Below are 16,356 nucleotides of genomic sequence, written 5' to 3'. Positions count from 1 at the left end.
AACATATAAAATGTCATTTAATAAGTGGCATCCTAGATGTTTATTTGATTTGAATCAATACTCCACTTTTCGCATTGCGCTAATCAGGTTTTATGAGACTAACCAGTTATACAGATTTCGGATTGAGAGCCCTGCTCTATCTTGCCACCCTGCCGGAAGGGGAGTTGTCGAGCGTTGCCAAGGTATCGGCCCTGTATGGCGTTTCCCGCAACCACATGGTGAAGGTGGTCAATCAGCTGGTGAAGCTGGGCTATCTGCAATCCCAGCGGGGCAAGAATGGCGGTATTCGCATGGCTTGCGATCCGGCCACCATCAATATCGGGCAGGTTATCCGTGCGCTGGAAGGCAATCTGGACGGGATCGACTGCGGCTCGCCCGTTTGCCATATCGTCTCGGTCTGCCTGCTCAAGAGTGCGCTGCGAGAGGCGATGGATGCATTTTTGGCGGTGATGGACAGCTATACGCTGCAAGACCTGCTGGCCAACCGTGACGAGTTGCAACGGGTCTTCGGCGAGTTGATCCCGACCCTGGTGCTGGAGCCGGATGACGAAGACGAACAATGAAAATGAGCAATAGAAAAGGGCTGCCACTGGCAGCCCTTTTTCAATGTTGTGAATCCGTATCAGCTCGGTAAGATGCCGGCATGATCCGCGCCATCTTCACCATGTTGTTCTCCACATCGAGGATTTCGATAGGATAACCGGCCAGTCGGATCCCGATGTTGGGCTGGGGGATCTCCTCCAGATATTCGAGGATCAGACCGTTGAGGGTGCGCGGGCCGTCGATGGGCAGGTGCCAGTTCATCTCCTTGTTCAGCTCGCGCACACTGGCCGAACCTTCCACCAGAAACGTGCCGTCCGGCTGGGGGTGGATCTCGTCGCTCGGCGCTGGCGTCATGGAGGTGGTGAAGTCGCCCACGATCTCTTCCAGAATGTCGTCCAGGGTGATCAGCCCCTGAATATCGCCATACTCATCGACGATCAGGCCGATCCGCTCCTTGTTGCGCTGGAACTTGGCCAGTTGCACGTTGAGCGGGGTGCCTTCCGGAATGAAGTAGATTTCGTCCACTTCCCGCAACAGACTCGATTTGTTGAACAGATCCCGAGCTACCAGTCTAAGGGCATCGCGCGCGTGTAAAAAGCCGACAACGTCGTCGATATTGTCGCGATAGAGCAGGATTTTGGTGTGGGCGCAGTGAGCCAGCTGACGCTGGATGCTCTTCCAGTCATCGTTGATGTCGATGGCGTAGATATCGCTGCGCGGCACCATGATGTCCTCGACCAGCATCTTGTCGAGATCCAGGATGCTGAGCAGCATCTCCTGATGACGCTTGGGGATCAGGTTGCCTGCCTCGTTGACGATGGTGCGCAGCTCCTCGGTGTTGAGGGAGTCATCCTTGTTGGGATTGATCTTCAGCATCTTGAGCAGGCCGCTGGTGATACCGTTGATCAGCCAGACCAGCGGCGAGAGCGGTACCATCAATCCCTTGAGGATCCAGGAGGCGGGATAGGCGATCTTCTCCGGGAACATGGCGGCCAGGGTCTTGGGGGTCACTTCACCAAACACCAGCACCACCAGGGTCAGGCCGAAGGTGGCGATGGCGACGCCGAGATCACCAAACAGCCGGATGCAGACGATGGTGGCGATGGCGGAGGCGAGGATATTGACCAGATTGTTGCCGATCAGGATCAGCCCCAGCAGGCGATCGGGGCGGGCGAGCAGTTGCTCGACGCGGCGTGCGGCTTTGTGTTTGGTCTGTGCCAGATGCCGCAGCTTGTAGCGGTTGATGGACATCAAACCGGTTTCGGAACTGGAAAAAAAAGCGGATAGAAGGATCAAGATAACGAGGACAATCAGTAATGTGCTCGTTGAGATGCTGTCCAAAAAGGGCTCCTGTTGGATGGTGTGAAGAAAAGAGTAGGGGTCAGCTCAACAACACTTCTTTGACGAAGCGGCTGCCAAAGTAGGCAAGAGTCAGGATGACGCTGCCAATCAGACTAAGCGTGATGACTTTGCGGCCGCGCCAGCCATAGGTGTGATGACCCCACAGCAACAGCACGTAGACACACCAGGCAAGAATGGAGAGCACCGCCTTGTGGGATTTGCCCTGGGCGAACATGTCTTCGAGGAAGAAGAGGCCGGAGGCGATGGAGAGGGTCAGCAGCAGCACCCCCGCAGAGATGAGCTGGAACAGCCGTTTCTCCACCGTCATCAGTGGTGGCATGGCTGGCAGATTACTGATTTTTCTAGACTTAAGTTGCTTGTCCAGACAGGAGAGCTGCAGCGCAAACAGACAGGCGATCATCAATACCGAGTAGGCCATCAGCGCGAGGCCGATGTGCAGCAACAGCTGGGGATGGGCCTCCAGATGGGTGATATAGCGACCCGGGATCAGGGCACTGGCTGCCAGCAGCAGGGCCGAGAAGCTGTAGACCACCGGCAGCAGGATCCAGCCGTTGAAGCGGCGGGTGACGCAGGTCATGAAGCAACTGATGATGAGACTCACCAGCGAGGCTACGTTGAGCATGCTCAGGTTCTGGCCGGAACTCTGCAATACCTCTGAGCCAAGGGCGCTGGCATGGGCGATCAGGGCCAATCCGATACAGGCAAACAGGGAGCGCTGTCCCACCGGCTTGGCGCTCAGTAACAGATGCAGGGAGGCGATGATGGCCAGCAGATAAAACGCCAGGGCCAGAACAGAGATTACGATCATAACCAGGTCGTTGTTGCACAAGCTTTTGAGGGTAAGAGGGGCAGTATACCTTGCACGAGAAGTGCTCGCCAGTTGTGCAACGGTCGATCTGCCCATATATAGGGAGAAGGTCCCTGCTGCTGCGGTGCGGTGAATAATCGTCCTCGCGCCCGCTCTGGGTTATAATGCCCCCAATTTATTACGCCAAGAACCGGAATCCGTCATGTTTGAGAATTTGACTGAACGACTCTCGCGCACCTTGCGCAATGTCAGTGGCCGTGGTCGCCTGACCGAAGAGAACATCAAGGAAACCCTGCGCGAAGTCCGCATGGCGCTGCTCGAGGCGGATGTCGCCCTGCCGGTAGTGCGTGATTTCGTGGCGCGCGTCAAAGAGCGCGCAGTCGGGCAGGAAGTGGCCAAATCCCTGAGCCCGGGCCAGGCATTCATCAAGATTGTGCACGGTGAACTGGTCACCGTGATGGGGGAGGCCAACGAACAGCTCAACCTGGCTGCCCAGCCGCCTGCGATCATCCTGATGGCCGGTCTGCAGGGTGCCGGTAAGACCACCACGGTCGGCAAACTGGCCAAACTGCTCAAAGAGCGTAGCAAGAAGAAAGTGCTGGTGGTCAGTGCTGACGTCTATCGCCCTGCGGCGATCAAGCAGCTGGAGACCCTGGCTAGCGACATCGGGGTCGACTTCTTCCCGAGCGACGCCAGCCAGAAGCCGGTCGACATCGCCACCGCCGCCATCGATCAGGCGCGCAAGAAGTTCTATGACGTGGTGATCGTCGATACCGCCGGTCGTCTGCACGTCGACAGCGAGATGATGGCCGAGATCCAGCATCTGCACGCCACCATCAAGCCGGTCGAAACCCTGTTCGTGGTCGATGCCATGACTGGTCAGGATGCCGCCAACACCGCCAAGGCGTTTAACGAAGCGTTGCCGCTCACCGGTGTGATCCTCACCAAGGCGGATGGTGACGCCCGTGGTGGTGCCGCGCTGTCGGTGCGCCACATCACCGGCAAGCCGGTCAAGTTTATCGGTATGGGTGAGAAGACTGACGCGCTGGAGCCATTCCACCCGGATCGTCTCGCCTCCCGCATCCTCGGTATGGGCGATGTGCTCTCCCTTATCGAAGAGGTTGAGCGCAACGTCGATAAAGAGAAAGCGGCCAAGCTGGCCAGCAAGGTAAAGAGTGGTAAAGGCTTCGATCTGGAAGATTTCCGCGAGCAGCTGGCCCAGATGCGCAACATGGGCGGCATGATGGGGATGCTCGACAAGTTGCCCGGCATGTCCGGCTTGCCGGATAACGTGAAAGATCAGATGGATGACAAGCTCACTGTACGGATGGAGGCGATCATCAGCTCCATGACGCCCAAGGAGCGTGCCCACCCCGATCTCATCAAGGGTTCCCGCAAACGCCGTATCGCTGCAGGCTCCGGCATGCAGGTGCAGGACGTGAACAAGCTGCTCAAGCAGTTCACCGAGATGCAGCGCATGATGAAAAAAATGTCCGGCAAGGGCGGCATGCGCAAGATGATGAGCCAGATGAAGAACATGATGCCCCCCGGTTTCGGTGGCGGCCGCGGCCCGTTCTGATCCGGCCTGCGTGTTGATGGGGGTCTGCAGCGGCAGGCCCCTTTTCATTGCGGTTCTGCGCAAAAAATGGCTGGCTTGGTTGCAATTATTACGAATCCAAGTAGAATTACGCGGCTTATTTTAAGCTAGGGTCCGCGTGTTTGCGGGCCTTGTTCATTAGATGTTAATGAGGACGATATGGTAACCATTCGTTTACAACGTGGTGGCGCGAAAAAGCGTCCGTTTTACCAGGTAGTAGTTTCTGACAGCCGTTGCGCCCGTGACGGTCGCTTCATCGAGCGCGTTGGTTTCTTCAACCCGGTTGCTGCTGGTTCTGCTGAAAAGCTGAACCTGGACCTGGCTCGTATCGAGCATTGGGTTGCTACTGGTGCCGCTGTTTCTGACCGCGTTGCCAAGCTGATCAAAGACGCTAAAAAAGCTGCTTAATCAGCCAAACGGTAAGGAGTTAAGGTGGAAAAACCTATAGTTCTGGGCACCCTGGGTACCGTTTATGGCATCAAGGGCTGGCTTAAAGTGAACTCCTTCACCGATGTTGCCGAAGCGATTTTCGATTACAACCCCTGGCTGATTAATCAGAACGGGGCGTGGCGTGAAATTCGGGTTTCATCCTGGAAACGTCACAACAAGGGTCTGATCTGCAAACTCGATGGTATCGATGTGCGCGAGGATGCCCTGGCATTGACCAATGTCGAGATTGGCGTACCCGCCGATCTGTTGCCTGCGTTGCCTGAAGGTGAGTTCTACTGGCGTGACCTGATTGGTTGCTCCGTGGTGACCACCAAGGGATACGACCTGGGCAAGGTGACCGAATTGATGGAAACCGGCTCCAACGATGTGTTGGTGGTTGAGGCCAATGTAAAAGATGCCTTTGGTGCAAAGGAGCGGTTGATTCCGTTCCTGGAAGAGCAGGTGATCAAGAATATTGATCTGACTGCTCGAACAATCGAAGTTGATTGGGATCCTGGTTTCTAGTTTCCCGCGCTAACACGGGTGCCGGAGGTTTCTTATGTGGATTGGGGTCATTAGCCTCTTCCCTGAAATGTTCCGAGCCATTACCGAGCACGGGGTAACGGGTCGGGCCGTCAAGAGTGGCCTGCTGCAGATTGAGTGCTGGAACCCCCGGGAGTTTACCCACGATAAACACCGTACGGTCGATGATCGTCCTTATGGTGGTGGGCCCGGCATGTTAATGATGGTTCAGCCGCTGCGTGACGCGATTCATGCAGCCAAGCAAGCGGCGGGAGACGGGGCGAAAGTCATCTATCTCTCTCCTCAGGGACGCAAGCTGACTCAAGCGGGCGTAACCGAGTTGGCGACGAATCAGAAACTGATTCTGGTAGCCGGTCGATACGAAGGTATCGATGAACGCGTGATACAAACCGAAGTCGACGAAGAGTGGTCTATCGGGGATTACGTGTTAAGTGGTGGCGAGTTGCCTGCCATGACCCTGATCGATGCGGTTTCGCGTCTGGTCCCTGGGGTTTTGGGCGATCAGGCCAGTGCCGAGCAAGACTCCTTTACGGATGGCTTGCTGGATCATCCCCACTATACTCGGCCGGAGGTGTTGGATGGATTGGCGGTGCCCGAGGCGCTGACAAGCGGCAATCACGAAGTGATTCGACGCTGGCGTCTCAAGCAATCGCTCGGACGAACCTGGCAAAGAAGGCCGGAACTTATTAACAACCTAGCTCTGACTGACGAGCAAGAATCACTTCTTGCCGAGTATGTCCGCGAAGTGCGTGACAGCGTTAAGTAGAGTTTTCAGTTTATCCTAGGTAAGGAAAGACAATGAGCAAGATTATTCAGCAGCTTGAACAAGAGCAACTGCGTACCGACATCCCGGCTTTTGCCCAGGGCGACACTGTACGTGTTCAAGTTCGTGTTAAAGAAGGTGGTAAAGAGCGTCTGCAGGCTTTCGAAGGCATCGTTATTGCCAAGCGTAACCGCGGTCTGCACTCTGCTTTCACCGTTCGCAAGATCTCCAACGGCGAAGGTGTTGAGCGTGTATTCCAGACTCACTCTCCGCTGATCCACAGTGTAGAACTGAAGCGTCGTGGTGATGTTCGCCGCGCCAAACTGTACTACCTGCGCAACCTGTCCGGCAAAGCTGCTCGTATCAAAGAGAAGCTCAACTAATTCGATTCGAATTGGTGTCGGTATGTCGGCAAATAGCTCGACAGGTAGTGAAAAGGCTCGCCAATGGCGAGCCTTTTTTGTATCCGTCTATTGGCTATCTGGGAGCCGTTACTGGATGACCCGAACTACCGAGTTGTCTCGCCCGAAGGGGCCTGGTACATAGTCATCTGCTGCCCAGTCATTCTCGTAGAGGGTCTCCCCTGCCGGGGTGATGAGCTGGTAGCAATATTCGAAGTAACCCGGGCCATCGGTTGGCAGATTGAGGGTGGCTTTGAACTCGCCGCTCTTCATGCGCTTCAGCTCGACCGGTTGCCACTGGGTGAACTCGCCGATCAGCATCACCTGCTCCGCGCCTGCGGCGGCCTCCTTCTCTACGGCGAAGGTCACCTTGACCTCGGGCTTGGACTTTAAAAACTGTTTGATCAGTGGCATGACGCCTCCTTGTCTGTGAGTTAAAAATGGCTCCTGTCTATTTTTATACCATCATATGACAAAGATGTTGATAAGGCAGATCAAGTCGGCAAGGCAAAATAGCGTTGCAGCAGGCTGTGGGTGAAGTCGATCTTGAGATAGAAGCCGCGCGGCAGGGTCATGATGGGTTGACCATCGCGACCGATGGCCCGCGTCAGCGCCTTGTTGTTGGCAGCCTTGGGCCGCAGTTGCATCACCTGGCCGTGGCGTGCGCTGATCTGCTCCACTTCCCCCAGCACAATCATGTCCATCAGCTCCTCCCAGTCCTGACGCAGTAGCCGATCTTCCTCTTCATTCGGGCTCCACATCAGCGGCATACCGACCCGCCGCTCGCCAACCGGGATCTCGCGACTGCCTTCCACCGGGATCCAGAGTACCCGGGAGAGCTTGTTGCGCACGTTTGACTCCTCCCAGCGCTGGCCGCTGACGCCGATCAGCGGGGCGACGCAGACGAAGGTGGTTTCCAGCGGTTTGCCCTGAGGATCCACGGGGATCGTCTTGAGTTCGATCCCCAGCTCCGGGAAGTCCTGTTCCGGCTTGCTCCCTGCGCTGGCCCCCAGTTGCAGCTCGATCAACTGACCGACCCACCCCTTGTCACGGCGCAGATCGTTGGGCACCGCGACGCCAGCCTCGGCGGCCAGCTGCGCCAAGGTGAAGCCAGCCATGGCATAGGCGCGGCTCAATAACTCCTGCTCGGATTGGGGATTGCTTGGCATAGTTGGCTCCATCTTGCTCGCCATAGTCTAACAGGGGAGGATCCCGAGAAGGATCGCTGTTTTTATAACCGATCCTGAGTGGATAAGATCAAATGCAGAGAATTTGGGGGCTATCAGCTCATCGTGATGATTTTAAAGGGTTTTGTCTGTTTTGTCGAGCCGGGATCCTGGCCTGGTTTGACCTCGAAATAGTTGTCCAAGGGTTTGTGCATGATGTTACACACAGTTATCCACAGAAATCTTGGATAAGTGGATGAAAGTGGGTGGCGTCGCTGATATGTTACAAAAAATTGTGAATGCCACCCCATTTTTACCGGGTAAACGGGGTAGATATTGTGCCACTCCTGTGGATAATTTCGCCGCGGTGGATCTTTGAGCAGTTGAAGTTGTTCACAATCTGGATCATGGATCTGGCTCTTTGATGGACATGGATCTAGATCCAGTCGTTTTGATTCAACTATATGTATAGTAATGTTTTTTTGTCTTTTCGCCTGCGGGGTTGCGCGGGAGAACGCTTTTTGCGTACAGTTTAAAAGTACTGTATATACCCGTTTGCTAACAGCTTTATGCACAGCCTGGGTGGGCAACTTGGGGGTGCGGATCCTTGGATTTGTTTATAAGTATGTTTGAAATTGAAAGTTATTCATGAAACAGGGGATTCACTCCTTGTTTGCTGCCACGGAGTGAATGTGGAACAATCTCCTTATAGATTCAGCCTTTATAAGGTGATCACGTGATTGATGGCGACGGATTTCGTCCCAATGTCGGTATCGTGATCTGTAACCGTGAAGGACAAGTGTTGTGGGCTAAACGCTATGGGCAGCACTCCTGGCAGTTTCCGCAGGGGGGGGTTGATGATGGTGAAACGCCAGAGCAGGCCATGTATCGAGAGCTGTATGAGGAGATTGGCCTCAAGCCCGAAGATGTGACCATCATGGCCACCAGTCGTAACTGGCTAAAGTACCGTTTACCCAAACGTCTTGTCCGCTGGGACAGTTCACCGGTCTGTATTGGCCAAAAGCAAAAATGGTTCCTGTTACAACTTGGTCCGGGCAGGGAATCGCGGATCCAGTTCGGCTGTCATGGCCATCCCGAATTTGACGACTGGCGTTGGGTCAGCTTCTGGTACCCGGTGCGTCAGGTCGTCTCGTTCAAGCGGGAGGTTTACCGCAGGGTCATGAAAGAGTTTGCCCCGCTGGCGATGCCGGTGCCGGCAGTGCAGGTCAACAAGAAGGATGGGCGGCGCAACCGCGCCCGTTAAGGAGCACAGATTAGTTGTTAACGGAACTGAGACGTATCGTCGAGAGCATGGCCGAGGCCAATACCCTCGAGCAGGCCTTGCAGGCATTGGTGAGCCAGACCCGGCACGCCATGGCAGTGGACTGCTGCTCCGTCTATGTCTCGGAACCCGAGGTGCGCCGCTATCGCCTGGCGGCTACCGACGGCTTGGCCCCGTCCGCGGTCGGCAAGGTGACCCTGCCCTACGAGCAGGGCATCGTCGGTCTGGTCGGTCAGCGGGAAGAGTTGATCAACCTGGCTGATGCCCCCGCACACCCCAGCTTCAAATTCCTGCCCGATGTGGCCGAAGAGGCGTTCCGCTCCTTCCTCGGGGCCCCCATCATGCATCAGCGTCAGGTGGTCGGCATTCTTGTGGTGCAGCAGAAGGAGAGTCGCCGCTTCGATGAGGGGGAAGAGTCCTTCATGGTCACCCTGGCGGCCCAGCTGGCGGCGCGGATTGCCCAGGCGCAGGCCAAGGGGTGGTTGCAGAAGACCGACTGGAGCAAGCCGCTGCGCGGTATTGCCGGTGCCAGCGGCATCGCCATGGCCAAGGCCTGGGTGTGGCGGCCCCGCAAGGCGCTCTCGTCCATTACCCCGCGCAAGGATGAAGACCATGCCAGCCAGCTGGCGCGGCTGGAGCTGGCCGTGGAGGAGGTGCGTCACGACTTGGAGAGTTTGGCGCTGCGTTTTCGCGAGAGCTACAGCCAGGATTCGGTGGCGATCTTCGATATCTATCTCCATCTGCTCAGCGATCCCGGCTACATCAAGCCCATTCGCAACAAGGTGAGCAAGGAGCACTGGACTGCGGTATCTGCGGTCAAGCTCATCAGTGATCGCTTGATCGAGCAGTTCAAGGGGATGAAGGATCCCTACCTGCAGGAGCGCTCCACTGACGTGAAGGATATTGCCCAGCGGCTGATCAGCCGACTGGTGCAGAATGAACCGGAACATATCTCCATCGGCGAGCCGGTGGTGCTGGTTGCCGACGAGGTGACTGCTACCATTCTGGCGGAAGTGCCCCGCGAGTATCTGACCGGGGTGGTCTCGCTCAAGGGGGGGACCAACTCCCACGCGGCCATTCTGGCCCGCGCCATGGGGGTGGCCGCCATCATGGGGGTTGATCTGCCCCTTGGTGACATCGGTGGTCGCATGCTGGTCGTCGATGGCTATAGTGGTGATCTCTTCATCGAGCCCAATCAGGTGATCCTGACCGAGTATCGTCAGCTGCTGAGCGAAGAGCGGGCGCTCGATACCCTGGTGCGCAGCGTCGACAACCAGCCTTCGGAGACGGCGGACGGCACCAAGGTCTCCCTGCTGCTCAACGCCGGTCTCAGTGCCGATACCGAGATCTCCCTCAATCAGCTGGCGGACGGGGTCGGTCTCTATCGCACCGAGATCCCCTTTATGCTGCAGGAGAGCTTCCCCTCCGAGTGGGAACAGACTGCCCGCTATCGCGGCATTCTGGAGACCTACCGCAACCGGCCGGTCTGCATGCGGACGCTGGATGTGGGCGGCGACAAGCCGTTACCCTATTTCCCCATCGTCGAGGAAAACCCCTTCCTTGGCTGGCGGGGGATCCGGATCACCCTGGATCACCCCGAACTGTTTCTGGTGCAGCTCAAGGCGATGCTGAGGGCCAGTGAAGGGCTGGACAATCTGGCCATCATGCTGCCGATGATCAGCAGCGTCAGCGAAATCAAAGCTTCCCGTCGTCTGCTGGATCAGGCATGGCGGGAAGTGTCGGAAGAGGCGGCGAGCCGCGATGCGGTGATCCGCTACCCCAGCCTCGGGGTGATGATCGAGGTGCCCTCAGCCCTCTTTATCTTGCCGGAGATGGCGCCGCTCATCGATTTCTGGTCGGTGGGCAGTAACGACCTGACCCAGTACCTGCTGGCGGTAGATCGCAACAATTCCCGGGTCGCCAACATCTATGATGCCTTCCATCCTGCGGTGATCCGCGCCCTGCAACAGCTGGTTGATGCTTCCCACCGTTACCAGAAGCCGGTGTCGGTGTGTGGCGAGCTGGCCGGTGATCCGGTCGGTGTATTGCTGCTGCTTGCCATGGGCTATCGCCGCTTCAGTATGAACACCCACAACATCGCCCGGATCAAGTACGTGCTGCGTCAATCCACCCTGAGCGAGTTGACCGAACTGATGGCCGATGGCCTCAAACATGACAACCCCCATGTACTGCGCGGCCTGTTTGCCCGCTATCTGGAGGAGCATGGTTTGGGCGGTTTGCTGCGAGCCGGTCATAAATCGAAACAGAGTGATTGATAATCATGCCTTGTCCCTGCTGACGAATGATCGGAAAATGCGGCTTTTATTTTGACTGGGGCCGCATATGCAGCACGATGGATATTGGGTTTTCTCGCAGATTGATCCCGTAGCATTCAGTTTGGGACCACTATCGGTACGCTGGTATGGTCTCATGTACCTGTTCGGTTTCGCGTTTGCCATGTGGCTTGCCGGCCGTCGCGCCGATGCGCCGAACAGCGGCTGGACCCGCAACGAGGTGTCGGATCTGCTGTTCTACGGTTTCCTCGGGGTGATCCTTGGTGGCCGTGTCGGTTACGTGCTGTTCTACAACTTCGATCTCTTCCTCGCGGATCCCACCTATCTGTTCAAGATCTGGACCGGCGGTATGTCGTTCCACGGTGGGTTGATCGGGGTGATCACCGCGATGATCTGGTTTGCCCACAAGACCAAGCGCCACTTCTTCACCGTGGCCGACTTTGTGGCACCGCTCATTCCGTTTGGTCTCGGCGTTGGCCGGATCGGCAACTTCCTCAACGGCGAACTGTGGGGCCGGGTCACCGATGTGCCGTGGGCCATCATCTTCCCGGAGGCCGGTCCAGAGCCGCGTCACCCCTCCCAGCTCTACCAGTTCGCCTTGGAAGGGGTAGTACTGTTTATCATCCTCAACCTGTTCTGGCGCAAGAACCCGCCGCGCGGCGCCATCTCCGGCATGTTCCTGCTGTTCTACGGCCTGTTCCGCTTCCTGGTGGAGTTTGTGCGCCAGCCGGACAGCCAGCTTGGTCTCTATTTCCAGGAGATCAGCATGGGCCAGATCCTCTCCACCCCGATGATTATCGCCGGAGCCCTGATGATTTGGGTTGCCTACAAGCGTCCACAGTTGTTCGGTAATGCCGTGAAGGAGGCGAAATAATGCGAGCTTATCTCGACCTGATGCAGAAGATCCTCGATGAGGGCACCGTCAAGTCAGACCGTACCGGCACCGGTACCGTCTCCCTGTTCGGCCATCAGATGCGCTTCAACCTGGCGGAAGGTTTCCCGCTGGTGACCACCAAGAGGTGCCACCTGCGCTCCATCATTCACGAGCTGCTCTGGTTCCTCAATGGTGATACCAATACCGCCTATCTGAAGGAAAACGGCGTCAGCATCTGGGATGAGTGGGCCGATGAGAATGGCGATCTGGGGCCGGTTTACGGTGCTCAGTGGCGCTCCTGGCCTGCGGCCGACGGGTCTGTCATCGACCAGATCCAGAAAGCGGTGGATGACATCAAGCACAACCCGGATTCGCGCCGCATCATCGTCTCCGCCTGGAACGTGGGCGAGCTGGACAAGATGGCGCTGGCCCCCTGCCACGCCTTCTTCCAGTTCTATGTGGCGGACGGCAAGCTCTCCTGCCAGCTCTACCAGCGCAGCTGTGATGTGTTCCTCGGCCTGCCGTTCAACATCGCCAGCTACGCCCTGTTGACCCATATGATGGCCCAGCAGTGCGATCTGGAAGTGGGTGACTTCGTCTGGACTGGTGGTGATGTGCACCTCTACTCCAACCACATGGAGCAGACTGCGCTGCAGCTCTCCCGTGAGCCGCGCCCGCAGCCGACCCTGGTGATCAAGCGCAAGCCGGACTCCATCTTCGACTACAAGTTCGAGGATTTCGAGATCGAGGGTTATGACCCCCATCCCGGTATCAAGGCGCCCGTCGCCATCTGATAGCAAGGCGCCTCAGGGCGCCTTTTTTATGCAGCTAAATAATTGAAAATTCATTTCATTGATTAAGAAGACGGTAGCCTGAGACGAGGCAAAACCTGCTTATAGCAGGTATGTTCTATTTTGCCTTCGGTTTTTTCGTTGTGTTGAGCAGCAAGAAACGATTTTCCATTGGTTGTTGCAGGATATAGACTCAAATCAAAGCAATGCGGTGGAAAATTTAACCATGAGTGACGTAATCAAAAAGTTCCTGAAGCTGGAGGCCGCCTCCGGAATTATTCTGATCATGGCTGCCATGCTGGCAATGATTTTAGCCAATACCGCGCTGGCTGGCGGGTATCAGGCATTTCTCGACACGCCGGTGCAGGTGCGCATCGCGGCCCTCGACATCAACAAGCCGCTGCTGCTCTGGATCAACGATGGCTTCATGGCGATCTTCTTCCTGCTGGTTGGTCTGGAAGTGAAGCGTGAAATGCTGGAAGGGGCGCTTTCGACCCGGGTTCAGGCGACCTTCCCGGCCATTGCAGCGGTGGGCGGCATGCTGGCGCCGGCCTTGATCTACGCCTTTTTCAACTATTCGGACGACGTGGCGCGCGCTGGCTGGGCCATTCCGGCTGCGACCGATATCGCCTTTGCCCTCGGGGTGATGGCGCTGCTCGGCAAGCGGGTGCCGGTGAGCCTGAAAGTATTCCTGCTGGCGTTGGCCATCATGGATGACCTCGGTGTCATCATCATCATCGCGCTCTTCTATACCCAGCAGTTGTCGCTGGAGGCGCTGGCCATCGGTATTCTGGCAACCCTCACCCTGCTCTGGATGAATCGCCGTGGTGAGGACAGGATCAGCCTCTACATGCTGGTCGGTCTGGTGCTCTGGGTGGCGGTGCTCAAGTCTGGTGTCCATGCGACCCTGGCGGGTGTGGTGGTGGGCTTTATGGTTCCGCTGAATGGCAAGCGTTACGCCTCGCCGCTCAAGTATCTGGAGCACAAGTTGCACCCCTGGAGTGCCTATCTGATCCTGCCGCTGTTTGCCTTTGCCAACGCCGGGGTATCGCTGGAGGGGATTGGTCTCTCCTCCCTGCTGAGCCCGGTGCCGATGGGGATCATGCTGGGGCTGTTTATCGGCAAGCCGCTCGGGGTGTTCACCATCAGCTGGCTGTCGGTCAAACTGGGCATCGCCCAGTTGCCGCCCGGGGTCAACTTCATGCAGATCTTTGCGGTCAGCATCCTCTGTGGCATCGGGTTTACCATGTCGATGTTTATCGCGTCGCTCGCCTTCGAGCACGGTGGGCTGGATTACGGCAGCTACTCTCGCCTCGGGATCCTGGTGGGCTCCACCATGGCGGCGGTAGTCGGCTATCTGGCCTTGCGCATGGCCCTTCCCAAGGGTGAAGGGGAACAGAGTACGGAGGGACTATGAAGCTACATACAGGGTTGTTGATGCTGTTGCTGAGCCCCGCGGCATGGGCCGGCGGGCTGGAGGATTGCAAGCAGGACGCCGCCTCGGCGAACTGCTCCGCCTATCTGAACGGAGTGGTCGATAGCGCCCTGCTGCTGGGTGACAAGCAGGCCAAGGCGCGCTTTGGCGAGACCTTCTCCGAGCGGGCGCTGAGCAGCCGGGCTGGCGAGCGGGTCAAACACTCCAACAAGCGTTATTGCGCTGACCGGATGCCCGAAAAGGTACGCCTCAAGGCCAGCCTGATGGAGCAGTTTGGCGCGAACAAGGTTGACTCGGTCAGCGACATGTATGACATTCTGGCGGTTGAACTCAGCTGCTACCGGAGTCCGCGCACCGCGGGAACCCCATCGGATGTCACACCTTAACTACAACCACCTTTACTATTTTTGGATGACTCAGAAGAAGGGCTCCGTTACCCAGGCAGCGGAAGCCCTTTTTTTGACCCCGCAAACGGTCACTGGCCAGATCAAGCTGCTGGAGCAGCGCCTCGGCGGCAAGCTGCTCAAGCGCAAGGGGCGCTCGCTCGAGGCAACCGAGCTGGGCCAGCTGGTATTTCGTTATGCCGACAAGATGTTCAGCCTCTCCTACGAGATGCTCGATATCGTCAACTATCGCAAGGAGAGCCAGATCCTGTTCGACGTCGGCATCGCCGATGCCCTCTCCAAGCGCCTTGCCAGCCGCGTGCTGCTTTCTGTTATTCCGAATGATGGCTCCATCCACCTGCGCTGCTTCGAGTCGACCCACGAACTACTGCTGGAGCAGCTGAGCGAGCACAAGCTCGACATGATCCTCTCCGACTGTCCGGTAGACTCCAGCCAGCATGCGGGGCTGCTCTCCAAACGGCTGGGCGGCTGTGGCGTCAGCTTCTTCTGCAAGGCGCCGCTGCCCGAAAAGCCCTTTCCCGCCTGTCTGGAGGAGCGCAAGCTGCTGATCCCCGGTCGTCGTACCGCCATGGGGCGTCAACTGACTCAGTGGTTCGAGCAGCAGGGGGTTTCTCCCAGCATTCTTGGCGAGTTCGATGATGCCGCCTTGATGAAGGCGTTTGGCTTCTTCAATCAGGGCATCTTCATGGCTCCTACCATTTATCGGGAGGAGATCCTCGAGGGGGAGGGGGTGATGCTGATCGGGGAGACCCAGGATCTGATGGAGGAGTATTACGTCATCTTTGCCGAGCGGATGATCCAGCATCCGGCGGTGAAGCGGGTCTGCGAGAGCGATTTTAGCTTTCTCTTTTCCGGGCAGGAGAACTTCTCCGCCATCCAGCCGGCCACCCTGTCGTTTTAAAACGACCCGTCACCACGTATCATCGGCGATGAGTGGCAGAGGAGAGATGTGATGCAACTTGAAGAGATGGAAGCCAATGCGAGTAAAGCGGTGGCCTTGCTCAAGGCGCTGGCCAACGAACGGCGGCTGTTTATTCTGTGCCAGTTGCTGGAGCGGGAGCTGTCGGTGGGGGAGCTCAACGAGCGATTGGGATTGAGTCAGTCGGCCTTGTCACAGCATCTGGCGCTGTTGCGGCGGGATGAACTGGTGACGACGCGCAAAGAGGCCCAGACGGTCTACTATTCGCTGCGCAGCCATGAGGTGCGTGAAATGATCAGTTTGCTGCATCGACTCTATTGCAGCGCAGATAAATAAAAAACCGGCACTAAGGCCGGTTTTTTCAGCTTTGATCAGCAGAAGCTGATTAAGCCATAGCTTTGATCTGGGCAGACAGGCGGCTCTTGTGACGAGCAGCTTTGTTCTTGTGGATCAGGCCTTTGGTCGCCATACGATCCATGATCGGCTGAGCAACAGCGAAAGCGGCAGTCGCGGCAGCTTTGTCGCCAGAGGCGATAGCAGCGATGACTTTCTTCAGGTAGGTACGGGTCATGGAACGACGGCTGGCGTTGTGCTGACGGCGTTTTTCTGACTGAAGAGCGCGCTTCTTAGCAGATTTGATGTTAGCCAAGGTAAAACTCCTAAAACTGTCTTAGCGAGTGTATTGAAAAGGCCCGGAAATATGCCCTTCCAACCACATAATGTCAAATGATTTGTGCAAATAAAC

At 57.0% G+C, this 16,356-nt stretch carries 19 protein-coding genes; 14 read left to right on the top strand and 5 right to left on the bottom strand.

Annotated features, from left to right (window positions below):
- Nucleotides 1-92: 92 nt before the first annotated feature.
- The gene (locus tag OKC40_RS01620; protein ID WP_042059661.1) at nt 93-563 is read left to right on the top strand and encodes an Rrf2 family transcriptional regulator; all 471 of its coding nucleotides are present in this window, start codon (nt 93-95) and stop codon (nt 561-563) included.
- Nucleotides 564-603: 40 nt separating this feature from the next.
- Here the strand turns inward: OKC40_RS01620 and OKC40_RS01615 are convergent, their stop codons facing one another.
- Both OKC40_RS01615 and OKC40_RS01610 read right to left on the bottom strand, forming a co-directional pair.
- Nucleotides 604-1,884, bottom strand: a complete 1,281-nt coding sequence (locus tag OKC40_RS01615) for an HlyC/CorC family transporter (RefSeq protein WP_042059662.1) — start codon at nt 1,882-1,884, stop codon at nt 604-606.
- Between the two features lie 40 nt (nt 1,885-1,924).
- Entirely contained in the window at nt 1,925-2,713 is a 789-nt protein-coding gene (locus OKC40_RS01610) for a cytochrome C assembly family protein (protein ID WP_270793919.1), read from the bottom strand.
- 202 nt (nt 2,714-2,915) lie between these two features.
- On the opposite strand from OKC40_RS01610, the gene ffh reads away from it, so the two are divergent.
- The 5 genes from ffh to rplS all read left to right on the top strand — a co-directional run bounded on the left by ffh (nt 2,916) and on the right by rplS (nt 6,428).
- A complete protein-coding gene (gene ffh / locus OKC40_RS01605; protein ID WP_033135516.1) occupies nt 2,916-4,292 on the top strand; it encodes a signal recognition particle protein in 1,377 nt (458 codons plus the stop codon).
- A gap of 177 nt (nt 4,293-4,469) precedes the next feature.
- Nucleotides 4,470-4,718: a 30S ribosomal protein S16 gene (gene rpsP / locus OKC40_RS01600; RefSeq protein WP_042059663.1), complete on the top strand. Its 249-nt coding sequence runs from the start codon at nt 4,470-4,472 to the stop codon at nt 4,716-4,718.
- Nucleotides 4,719-4,742: 24 nt separating this feature from the next.
- The gene (gene rimM, locus OKC40_RS01595) at nt 4,743-5,264 is read left to right on the top strand and encodes a ribosome maturation factor RimM (protein ID WP_042059665.1); all 522 of its coding nucleotides are present in this window, start codon (nt 4,743-4,745) and stop codon (nt 5,262-5,264) included.
- A gap of 34 nt (nt 5,265-5,298) precedes the next feature.
- Nucleotides 5,299-6,048 (top strand): tRNA (guanosine(37)-N1)-methyltransferase TrmD, encoded by a 750-nt coding sequence (trmD, locus tag OKC40_RS01590; RefSeq protein ID WP_005340400.1) that lies wholly within the window; start codon nt 5,299-5,301, stop codon nt 6,046-6,048.
- 32 nt (nt 6,049-6,080) lie between these two features.
- A complete protein-coding gene (rplS, locus tag OKC40_RS01585; RefSeq protein ID WP_005313505.1) occupies nt 6,081-6,428 on the top strand; it encodes a 50S ribosomal protein L19 in 348 nt (115 codons plus the stop codon).
- 108 nt (nt 6,429-6,536) lie between these two features.
- Here the strand turns inward: rplS and OKC40_RS01580 are convergent, their stop codons facing one another.
- Nucleotides 6,537-6,860 (bottom strand): isoamylase early set domain-containing protein, encoded by a 324-nt coding sequence (locus OKC40_RS01580; protein WP_005348910.1) that lies wholly within the window; start codon nt 6,858-6,860, stop codon nt 6,537-6,539.
- A gap of 80 nt (nt 6,861-6,940) precedes the next feature.
- Nucleotides 6,941-7,615, bottom strand: coding sequence for a DNA mismatch repair endonuclease MutH (gene mutH / locus OKC40_RS01575; protein ID WP_042059668.1), 675 nt, complete (start codon nt 7,613-7,615; stop codon nt 6,941-6,943).
- A gap of 733 nt (nt 7,616-8,348) precedes the next feature.
- Between mutH and rppH the strand changes: the two genes are divergently transcribed.
- The 8 genes from rppH (at nt 8,349) to OKC40_RS01535 (ending at nt 15,947) form a co-directional block, all read left to right on the top strand.
- Complete coding sequence (rppH, locus tag OKC40_RS01570; protein ID WP_033135511.1) at nt 8,349-8,876, top strand: RNA pyrophosphohydrolase; 528 nt, start codon at nt 8,349-8,351, stop codon at nt 8,874-8,876.
- A gap of 14 nt (nt 8,877-8,890) precedes the next feature.
- Complete coding sequence (gene ptsP, locus OKC40_RS01565; protein ID WP_270793918.1) at nt 8,891-11,170, top strand: phosphoenolpyruvate--protein phosphotransferase; 2,280 nt, start codon at nt 8,891-8,893, stop codon at nt 11,168-11,170.
- Between the two features lie 67 nt (nt 11,171-11,237).
- Nucleotides 11,238-12,062 carry a prolipoprotein diacylglyceryl transferase gene (gene lgt / locus OKC40_RS01560; protein ID WP_058058352.1) on the top strand — a complete coding sequence of 275 codons (825 nt, stop codon included), beginning with the start codon at nt 11,238-11,240 and terminating at the stop codon, nt 12,060-12,062.
- Nucleotides 12,062-12,856, top strand: a complete 795-nt coding sequence (gene thyA, locus OKC40_RS01555; RefSeq protein ID WP_270793917.1) for a thymidylate synthase — start codon at nt 12,062-12,064, stop codon at nt 12,854-12,856. Before lgt ends, thyA begins: the two co-directional genes overlap by 1 nt.
- Before the next feature lie 223 nt (nt 12,857-13,079).
- Complete coding sequence (gene nhaA, locus OKC40_RS01550; RefSeq protein ID WP_234604415.1) at nt 13,080-14,270, top strand: Na+/H+ antiporter NhaA; 1,191 nt, start codon at nt 13,080-13,082, stop codon at nt 14,268-14,270.
- Entirely contained in the window at nt 14,267-14,674 is a 408-nt protein-coding gene (locus OKC40_RS01545; protein WP_270793916.1) for a hypothetical protein, read from the top strand. Before nhaA ends, OKC40_RS01545 begins: the two co-directional genes overlap by 4 nt.
- Nucleotides 14,661-15,593 carry a transcriptional activator NhaR gene (gene nhaR / locus OKC40_RS01540; protein ID WP_270793915.1) on the top strand — a complete coding sequence of 311 codons (933 nt, stop codon included), beginning with the start codon at nt 14,661-14,663 and terminating at the stop codon, nt 15,591-15,593. The genes OKC40_RS01545 and nhaR overlap by 14 nt, the downstream gene beginning before the upstream one ends.
- Nucleotides 15,594-15,644: 51 nt before the next feature.
- Entirely contained in the window at nt 15,645-15,947 is a 303-nt protein-coding gene (locus tag OKC40_RS01535) for an ArsR/SmtB family transcription factor (protein WP_013724128.1), read from the top strand.
- Nucleotides 15,948-15,996: 49 nt separating this feature from the next.
- Here OKC40_RS01535 and rpsT read toward each other — a convergent pair whose 3' ends face one another.
- Complete coding sequence (rpsT, locus tag OKC40_RS01530; protein ID WP_005308808.1) at nt 15,997-16,260, bottom strand: 30S ribosomal protein S20; 264 nt, start codon at nt 16,258-16,260, stop codon at nt 15,997-15,999.
- Nucleotides 16,261-16,356: the final 96 nt, after the last annotated feature.

The sequence above is a fragment of the Aeromonas sp. QDB11 genome (assembly GCF_027705265.1).
Lineage (GTDB): Bacteria > Pseudomonadota > Gammaproteobacteria > Enterobacterales > Aeromonadaceae > Aeromonas > Aeromonas allosaccharophila.
The sequence above is the reverse complement of the archived record's forward strand: the minus strand, read 5'-3'. Positions and strand labels throughout refer to the sequence as shown.